The organism is Actinocorallia lasiicapitis (genome assembly GCF_054778695.1).
This window is the reverse complement of sequence record NZ_BAAGZI010000914.1, coordinates 1-548: the sequence shown is the minus strand read 5'-3', so window position 1 is coordinate 548 and position 548 is coordinate 1. Positions and strand designations below refer to the sequence as shown.

Annotated in this window: 1 protein-coding gene; it reads right to left on the bottom strand. The window is 76.5% G+C overall.

The window, feature by feature from the left end:
- Positions 1-548: nSTAND1 domain-containing NTPase (locus tag ACYVE7_RS35470; RefSeq protein WP_460371091.1), on the bottom strand; the 548-nt coding region annotated here is incomplete at both ends.

Genomic DNA, 548 nt, shown 5'->3' with positions numbered 1-548 from the left:
GCTGGTGCGCCCGTTCGACCGTCCGGCTCCGGGCGGCCTCGTTCCGCTGGTCCTCCGCGATCCAGCCGCCCGCGACGGCCAGGAGCAGCAGGCAGACCGACACCGCGAGCAGCCGCCGGAGCCTGCGGTTCCGTTGCCGGACGGCCCGCACCTCACCGGCCTCGGCCGTCCGGGCCGCCCGGAGGAACTCCTGCTCCAGCCGGTTGAGCTCACCCGGATGCTCGGCCGCCCAGGCGAGAGCCGAAAGGAGCGGTCCGCCCCGGTAGAGCGCGCCCGGATCGCCGCCGAGCAGCCGCCAGTTCCCCGCGGCCAGGGTGAGGCGCCGATGGGCCTCGAGGTCGGCCCTGTCCTCCTCCAGCCAGCCGCGCAGACGTGGCCACACCCCGATCAGCGCCTCGTGCCCGAGCTCGAGGTGCCCGTCGGACAGCACGACCAGCCGCTCGGCGGCGAGCCGCTCCAGGACCTCGGCGAGGACCTCGGGCGCGGCGATCCCCTCCAGCTCGGCCGACGGGACGGGCCTGCGCGTGTCGGAGGTGCCGTCGCCGAGC